Genomic DNA, 7,922 nt, shown 5'->3' on the forward strand with positions numbered 1-7,922 from the left:
GGTTTGTGGAATTATGTGGAAAGTGTGCTGATAAATCAGGTTTTTTTATGACAAAGTTTTCAACAGGTTTTCCACATTTTTGATGCAGGCTCAAGCAGTCCGTCGTATTCATTGTAATGAAGGTACATTTCATTAAATAGATTTTCCCTTTCATGAGTGAAAGATAGAACAATTGCGTATCTCGTTTCCTTATTTCCGGTGTAAAAGTCGCGTTTAGAAGGAGTGATTCTCAATACCAGTTGACGGGGCAGCCAAACGCTCTTCAGCCTTGTTTCGTACAGCTTAACAGGATTCCACTTTAAAACCTCCTTGGGAAGCTGTCGTTTTCCTGCTTCATCCGGCAGGGTCAGCAGGTTTTTTGACGTAACAAGTGCCTTCCAAGTGCCGTTTCTGTAATACCCAAGCGACAGTTCAAGGTTAGTGCAGCAGTAGTAGTGTGGAAAGTTCAGGTCTGTTGGTGTTTTATATACCAGCGTCATTTCTATGCTTCCGGCTGTTTTTCCGCACATGGACTTTGGTACGGGGATACCCTCCACCTCGCTTATACTGCCGTGGAGTACGGTGCCCTCATGGAGATAGACTGCGCTGCCGGGAATGTTTTCAAAATCATCACAGTCATCCGTTATTATGCCGTAACCTGTGTAAGGATCCGGTGCACGGCGGGTCCTCAGGCGGGTGTAGTGGAGAATTATTGCCTTTGTCATATCAGGGCTCTGAAACGCGTGTGAATATCTGTGGAAAATTTTTGCCGCGAGCGCTGCCGCCATTGGAACTGCGTGGGACGTGCCTGAATCTTCAGCCAGTTCATTGCGGGTTCCTATTGAGAACACACCAACAGGATATAGTCTGCCCATGCGTTTTTCGTGTGCCCCTCCATAGGCGCATATTTCCGGTTTGATAAATCCCCCTGTGGACGGACCGCGGCGTGTGAAGAGCGAAGGGGAGTGTCGGGGCTGCACGTTGGTGTCTTTATGGGTGATGGAGCCTACTGTAAGCGAATGTACGCTCTCTGCCGGAGATACAATGCGGTCGTTTTCCGCTGCTGATCCAGAAGGATCGCGCAGCCTGTCATAGTTGCCGCCGGAAATGACAAAAAGCACGTCGTAACGCTCCTGAAGAGTGTCAAGCACATGAGCAGCCGCGGAAAACCTTTCCATGTCCGACTGCTCGTTGGAGCCAAGGGAAATATTGTATATTTTTACTATCCTATGGTACATTTTAAGCAGTTTTTCCATCCTCTGGCTGAAATCAGAAAGCTGTATCCCGCCCCCTGCCGGAAGTATCTCTGCATTCAGATAGACGATGCCTCCGAAGCTGTCACCCTCAGTAAGCAGCCTGCCCGTCACAAAAGTTCCGTGTTTGGGGTCTCTTTCATCTTCATGGCAGAAACTGACTGTGTCCAGTTCCCATTCACGCAGGAAAGAGTTTTGTGCAACACCGGAATCCACAACCGCTGCCCGCGGATATATTCTGTCTGTTTCGCGGGGCTTCACACACTCAAGAGGAAGATTTTCATGTCTGATATAATCCTCTTTCAGCAAAAGACACGATGCGGGAGAAACCGACCGCACAAGGCTATGGGTCGCTATTGTGTCCAGCTTCGCCTTAATATCCGGTATGCGGGTCTGGATGATTTGATATCCGCCGATATCTATGACCTTTGCCGTGTATGCGGAGGTCTCGTTTTTCAGAAAACCTATGAGGCTGTCCCTGCCTCCGCCTGGCAGGGTATGGATATAGATACTTTCGTCGGCCTTCATATCTGAAAAGCCCGTTTCAAAAGGGCTGCTCAGAGTTATCTTCTCATAGGGCATAAAAGTGCGTATAGTCTCTATGTGGCTGAAAGAGGCGAGAAAATCCTTTCCGCGCCCGTAAAGTATGTGTCTGTTCAACTTTGCAAGATCGGTTGCGTCATTAATTGAGAAAACGATATCGGATAACGAAAGACTTGCTGCCGGGCGGATGCCTGTTGCAGAAAAGAAATGGTATCGCAGAGATTTAGAAAGTGAGTCCTGTCTTAGGTTAATGATGTTGAAAACCGGAAGGGAGCGGTTGTATTCAAATTTTTTGTAAAATCCGAATCCGGTCTCAAGAGAACCGGCGATCTGCTTTCTGTCCGGAAGTCCGCGGCAGGAGGTTCGCGGCGACCCGCCTCTTGCTATTCTTGGGTTTGGTCTGTGCATCGATCTGGAAAAACGCAGAATGAACGGATAACAGCCGCTGACTGTCATAGGGCCGATACCTCCCCGTAATAGACCGGTCAGCTTGAAAATTCTTTCAGCAAGGCTCGGATGACCGTTTCGATGAATCGTATCTTGTCGAAATCAAGATCGGAGATATCTTCCAGAAGCTCATGCCAGCCTGCGGGTATGTCCGGACCCTGTGCGCTGTTTGCGTGTAGAGTTGCGGTTTTGTAATATGACATGGGCTGTTCATTAAAAAAATATCTGATATCTATGTTGTATCTGTTTGCTATAACGGCAAGTTTTGCAGCATCAATGTTTCCGGTACATTCGTAGTGGCTGATTACCTGCTGGGTTACGTTAAGAAGATTGCCCAGCTCTTTCTGGTTTATTTTCAGTTCCTTACGGAGTTCTTTGAGTTTGTCGCCTATATTCATATCTAACTTATACAGATTATTTATGTCAGGTTCAAACAGAAAATATTTGTTGAAAAATACAGTCAATATGTGTATATAGATACAAATTATATATGTTACGGAGGGTGAAATGGCGGCGTCCTGTAAAGTTTGGGAAGAGGAAAGTATAACGAAACAGATGGCGAAGGTTGTTTCGAAAAACCTGACAATATATCAGGTTGCCAAGATGCTTCAGGTAAGCCACATAACGGTGAGGCGCTGGATAAAGGAGGCAAAGCTCATCGCATGGAACACGAATCTTGAAGGGCGCGGGAGATGGCGCGTTCCGAAAGAGAGCCTTGAGGAGTTTCTTCAGTCAAGAAACTGCATGAATATCGACTGAATAATATTAAAAAAGAGATCTCGTCGTCGTTACACTCTTTGCGAAGACGAACGGTCTTTAGGAGTGCAGCGAAGAAATCTTATTTCAGGTTACCTGTTAGTGTCAAACAGAGCTTCAACAAAGTTTTGAGCGTCGAAGGGCTTCAGGTCGTCTATGCCTTCGCCGAAACCGATGAACTTAACAGGAACCCTGAGTTCGTCCACTATACCTATGATGGCTCCGCCCTTTGCGGTTCCGTCCAGTTTTGTGAGAACAAGACCTGTGAGTCCGACGTCTTCGTGGAATTTAAGCGCCTGAGAAAGTGCGTTCTGCCCGCTGGTGGCGTCGAGAACGAGAAGTACCTCATGAGGGGCGTCCGGGAGTTCCTTTTTTGCCACACGGACAATTTTTTCAAGCTCTTTCATAAGGTTAACTTTGGTTTGGAGCCTGCCCGCTGTGTCGCATATCAGCACATCAAAGTTTTTAGCCTTGCAGGATTGGATAGCGTCGAATATAACGGCGGCGCTGTCGCTTCCTGCTGATTGCTTGACTACGGGTACATCCACCCTGTCCGCCCATACACACAACTGGTCTATCGCTGCTGCACGGAAGGTGTCTCCTGCCGCCAGACAGGTTTTAAGTCCTTGTTCCTTAAACATTTTAGCCATTTTGGCAATGCTTGTGGTTTTGCCTGTTCCGTTTACGCCAACCACCATCATAACATAGGGACGGTCTGCTGTCTGCACTAGGCTGTTATCTATATTCAGAATATTGAATATTTGTTCTTTTAGTGCATTTTTCAGATCTTCGGGATTTTTAAGTGTTTTTCTGTCAACCTGGTCGCGAACGGAATCGATTATCTTCATAGTGGTTTCGACACCGATGTCTGATGTTATGAACAGCTCTTCAAGCTCTTCCAGAAGGTCGTCGTCTATCTCTTTTCTGCCGAGGAAGATGTTTTCCATACCGCCGACGAGCTTGCCGGAGGTTTTTGAAAGTCCCTGTTTGAGTTTCTGAAAAAAGCCCGCGGAGGATTCAGAGGATTCCTGTTGTCCCTGCTTTTCAGGTTCAGTTTTTTCCGATTTTTTGAATATGCTGAAAAATCCCATTACGCCTCCAATCTTAAAGCTATGTATTATATGCGGAAATATAGATTAATACAAGTGGTAGTGTCCTTTTTTACCAGTCCCGTTCCATAGTTCTGCCTTTTTGGCATCATCTTATTTTTATTTGTGAATATTTTGAGCATGGAAAGTATTTTTCGAATTCCTCGCGTTCGCCGGGGTCGAAACCGAATACCCTTTCCCACACCGTTTCGTGTTCCATGCAGAAATATATGAATACGTTTTTCCAGTATTTCCGTACCTCGCGGACAAAGAAATCCAGCATGTAAACCCGCTGGGATTTGAAATAACGCATCTTCCCGTCCAGAGATTTCACATAACTGCCCTGAAGCAGCAGAGAACTTTCAAACTTACCGCGCACTATGTCCAGAAGCTCCGGCATGAACCGGAAAGTCGATACGCTTATGTAATTTACGGACGATTCCGGCACGGAACTGCACATCTCTTCTATGACCTTTGCGTAGTCTTTTTCAAAATCGGCTGAGTATATCAGCGGGTCATAATGAAATCCTATCCCAAGCCCGTGGGCGGCGCAGTCTGCGGCGGCTTTCAGTCTGTCCTGAATACGAGAGGTGCCGTGTTCCTCCGCCTCCATGATGGCTGGCGGGTTCATACTCCATGAAACCATGAGGTTTTTTGGGTTGCAGTTTAAAAGGTTAGAGACGTTTGCGGATTTTGTCTTGAACTCGAACAGAATGTTGTCCGACCTGTTTATTATGTCGGCTATGTAGCCGCTGAAATTGAATATATGGTCGAGAGCAAGGCTGTCGGTGAGTTCACCTGTGCCCAGCCTGAAAAACCTGTCTTTCGGCATATTTTGGATTTCACGTCTGACGTTTTCGAAGTCTGAGTAAACTTTGATATATTCGTGGTTAAGGTAGCTTTGCAGGATGCAGTAGGTGCAGTCGAACGGGCAGCCCTCGGATATATCGGTGACGTGATAATCACAGCAGCGGTATATCTTCGTCGCCGGACAGCGGTGAACGAAGGTGTTGTGCTCGTCTGCTATGTAGATGCTGGTTTTCTCATCCGGCACCTCGCAGGCTGAATCCACAAGTGTCACGTCCTTGTTTTTCAGAACCCTCTGTGCCGGTATGCTGTTTACAGCTTTTCGGCTAAGATATACCCTGCTCATCCAGAAATCCGTATATTTTTTGTATCGTCGATGTTTTTGATTCAACTGAGCGCAGTATGCGTTCCGCTTCCTCTGCTGTGCCTGCGGTGAAGCTGAATGTCAGTCTGCCTGTTTCGAAACTGTCAGGAGAACTGATTGACACCGGCAGTTCAGACGTGAGTCTGCCGAACCCTTCCATAAACGTCTGCCGTGCTTTGTCGCGTTCTGCGGAGAGATTTTTAACAACGTCGCCCCTAAGATGCTCCTGTGTTATCTGCGGCGTCATGTCGAACAGGATGTTCACAAGATTTCTGAAATCACCCAGAGAGATATCCTTTGCGGCGATGGTATCTGCGACATACCCTTTGCATATGTCGTTCAGCTTATTGAAGACCGCCAGAGTTTTCAGCGGTATGTCCTTTGACCGCAGATATTTTTTCAGCGGTTCGGGATATGACGCGACAGCTTCCAGCGTCTGAAAATTCTGCCGCCCCTTTATATTATATTCAGAGAAAACTTTTATATCAGAGTAATTGATGCACAGTTTAGTGCATATTTGTGAGATGTTTGCAAGTTCAACCATGCTGATTCTGCCGTGAACAGAAACGGAAAGATTCAGCGCGTGGGCGAGGGAGTGCGCCGCAAGTACATAATAGCCGTCTGCCTCTTCAAAGCCGCTGATAAAGAAGTATTCGCCATTAATATCCGCCACTGCGGGCGGAAAAACGGAAACTTCTTCCCTGTTCTCTGTCCATCTGAGAATATTAAGCGGCTTTATGCCGGTTTTAATTGTTCCGCAAACCATGTTTTTTCACCTGTGGCACGCACTTTACAGAAAAGAAACGGTCTTGTCCATAAGCCCTGTGAGTAAAATTTTTTTACATATTTTTATGCACATATTTTCTCCATATCCGAATACGCATACATATCAATCCCTTATCGCCTGAAAGCCTGTAGTGATGCTATTTTGAGCAGTTTCAATATCCCTTGACTAGCGAAATATATTTTGTTAACTTTGGCATAAATTGTACGATATTGTCATCAATAGGTATAGATTGGCACAAAAATGGCAGGAAGTTTCAGAGGGCAGTACCAACATAAAATCAGCGACACCGGACGTATCTCGGTTCCTTCAAAGTTCCGCGAGATACTGAAGGTCAAATATGGCAGTGACGAGCTTACACTGTTGTCCATGGGGGATCATCTGAGACTGTACCCTTCTGCCGAATGGGACAGAGAGGAAGCCCGGTTGGAGTCCGAATCCACCGACAACGACGAGTTTCAGGAGTTTCTGAGATACCTTTATTCCGACATGGACGAGCTTGCCATAGACGGAAACGGACGTATACAGATCACTTCCGAAGTGAGACAGCGTAACGGCATCCAGGGCGAATGTATCGTAAACGGTTTCAGAAACCATTTCGAAATTTGGCCTGCCGTTGTCTGGGGCGAAAAAGCCTCAGAGGAGAGAAAGGACGAACTGTTCAAAAAGTTCGCTTCCAAAATAAGATAAGGGCAGGTCAAGGAGCGGATAAATGCACATCTTTTCCCGGCTGACCCAACTGGTTTACAACCGCACCGATCTTTCGATTTTCGATCCGCACTATCGTGAAATCGAAGACATAGCGGTGCAGTGCAGAGAATTTATGCAAAAAGGCAGCTTTGTCGAGGTTGATTTCGGCATGGCGCAAAGGGCGGTAAGAGGAAATGAAGCACGTACCGGTAATGATAAGGGAGGTGCTCAAGTATCTGCCGGTTGATCCGGACGGGATAACTCTGGATATGACAGGCGGAGGCGGCGGACATTCGGCTGCCATGCTGAAGGAGATATCGGCAAAAGGACGGCTTATCGTTCTTGACCGGGATCCCGACGCAGTGGTGCGGCTGAAGGAACGCTTTGCGGAGCACACGAACGTTACCGTTATTCATTCCAACTTTTCCGACTTTGATCAGGTTCTCGACGAACTGGGCATTCGAAGCGTGTCCTCTGTTCTTGCTGATTTCGGTGTGTCGCTGTTTCACCTTAAAACGGCTGAACGCGGATTTTCATTCCGCAGTCAGGGACCGCTGGATATGAGGATGAACCCCGCAGACAGGCTTACGGCTGCCGAGGTTGTGAACAGCTATTCCAGAGAGACTCTGGCAAACCTTATCAGAAAATACGGCGAAGACGACTTCGCGTGGAATATTGCAACCGCTATTGTTGCGGCAAGGGCTATCAAAAGGATAGAAACCACCGTTCAACTGGCGGATATTATCGCGTCCGCTGTGCCGAAAAAGGCTCAGAAACCGGGTGTTCATCCGGCGACTAAGAGTTTTCAGGCACTGCGTATTTACGTTAACGGAGAACTTGACGCCATCGAAAAGATGCTGGGCAAGCTGGAAAAATATATGGACAAGGGCGGCAGGGCTGCTTTTATTTCGTTTCATTCTCTGGAAGACCGGCTGGTCAAAGACTATTTCCGCGAGTTTGAAAAGGAGTGCGTCTGCCCGCCGGGGATGCCGGTCTGTACATGCGGCAAGGTGCGCACCTTCCGCCAGATAACCCGCAAACCCCTGACACCGAAAGAAGACGAGATAGAGATGAACGCTCTTTCGCGCAGCGCAAAGATGCGCGTAGCGGAGAGGGTATAAAGGCACAGGATGTGCCTCACGGAGAACAATTTTAGCTGGTTTCAGCAAAAATTGTTTGAAGTGTGAGCGAAGTCGAGGCTTTGCCTGACT

Annotated in this window: 9 protein-coding genes; 4 read left to right on the forward strand and 5 right to left on the reverse strand. The window is 47.3% G+C overall.

Annotated elements, in window-relative coordinates; all coding sequences use genetic code 11:
- Positions 1 to 59 precede the first annotated feature (59 nt).
- Both Q7P67_RS09230 and Q7P67_RS09235 read right to left on the reverse strand, forming a co-directional pair.
- Complete coding sequence (locus tag Q7P67_RS09230; RefSeq protein WP_303851676.1) at positions 60 to 2,231, reverse strand: S8 family peptidase; 2,172 nt, start codon at positions 2,229 to 2,231, stop codon at positions 60 to 62.
- A 29-nt stretch (positions 2,232 to 2,260) separates the two neighbouring features.
- On the reverse strand, positions 2,261 to 2,620 hold the full coding sequence (locus tag Q7P67_RS09235; protein ID WP_303851677.1) for a helix-turn-helix domain-containing protein: 360 nt from the start codon (positions 2,618 to 2,620) through the stop codon (positions 2,261 to 2,263).
- Between the two features lie 109 nt (positions 2,621 to 2,729).
- Here Q7P67_RS09235 and Q7P67_RS09240 point away from each other — a divergent pair, with 109 nt between their 5' ends.
- Positions 2,730 to 2,981, forward strand: coding sequence for a helix-turn-helix domain-containing protein (locus tag Q7P67_RS09240; protein ID WP_303851678.1), 252 nt, complete (start codon positions 2,730 to 2,732; stop codon positions 2,979 to 2,981).
- A gap of 89 nt (positions 2,982 to 3,070) precedes the next feature.
- On the opposite strand, the gene ftsY is transcribed toward Q7P67_RS09240, so the two are convergent.
- The 3 genes from ftsY to Q7P67_RS09255 all read right to left on the reverse strand — a co-directional run bounded on the left by ftsY (position 3,071) and on the right by Q7P67_RS09255 (position 6,003).
- Complete coding sequence (gene ftsY, locus Q7P67_RS09245; protein ID WP_303851679.1) at positions 3,071 to 4,069, reverse strand: signal recognition particle-docking protein FtsY; 999 nt, start codon at positions 4,067 to 4,069, stop codon at positions 3,071 to 3,073.
- A gap of 106 nt (positions 4,070 to 4,175) precedes the next feature.
- The gene (locus tag Q7P67_RS09250) at positions 4,176 to 5,219 is read right to left on the reverse strand and encodes a spore photoproduct lyase family protein (RefSeq protein WP_303851680.1); all 1,044 of its coding nucleotides are present in this window, start codon (positions 5,217 to 5,219) and stop codon (positions 4,176 to 4,178) included.
- Positions 5,200 to 6,003: a hypothetical protein gene (locus Q7P67_RS09255; RefSeq protein ID WP_303851681.1), complete on the reverse strand. Its 804-nt coding sequence runs from the start codon at positions 6,001 to 6,003 to the stop codon at positions 5,200 to 5,202. The genes Q7P67_RS09250 and Q7P67_RS09255 overlap by 20 nt, the downstream gene beginning before the upstream one ends.
- A 261-nt stretch (positions 6,004 to 6,264) precedes the next feature.
- On the opposite strand from Q7P67_RS09255, the gene Q7P67_RS09260 reads away from it, so the two are divergent.
- Genes Q7P67_RS09260 through rsmH form a run of 3 tightly spaced genes read left to right on the forward strand, consistent with a single transcriptional unit; the run spans position 6,265 to position 7,832 of the window.
- A complete protein-coding gene (locus Q7P67_RS09260; RefSeq protein ID WP_303851682.1) occupies positions 6,265 to 6,711 on the forward strand; it encodes a division/cell wall cluster transcriptional repressor MraZ in 447 nt (148 codons plus the stop codon).
- 22 nt (positions 6,712 to 6,733) lie between these two features.
- Positions 6,734 to 6,958, forward strand: coding sequence for a hypothetical protein (locus tag Q7P67_RS09265; protein WP_303851683.1), 225 nt, complete (start codon positions 6,734 to 6,736; stop codon positions 6,956 to 6,958).
- Complete coding sequence (gene rsmH, locus Q7P67_RS09270; protein ID WP_303851684.1) at positions 6,906 to 7,832, forward strand: 16S rRNA (cytosine(1402)-N(4))-methyltransferase RsmH; 927 nt, start codon at positions 6,906 to 6,908, stop codon at positions 7,830 to 7,832. The genes Q7P67_RS09265 and rsmH overlap by 53 nt, the downstream gene beginning before the upstream one ends.
- Positions 7,833 to 7,922 lie beyond the last annotated feature (90 nt).

It is taken from the genome of Seleniivibrio woodruffii (assembly GCF_029267515.1).
Lineage (GTDB): Bacteria > Chrysiogenota > Deferribacteres > Deferribacterales > Geovibrionaceae > Seleniivibrio > Seleniivibrio woodruffii_A.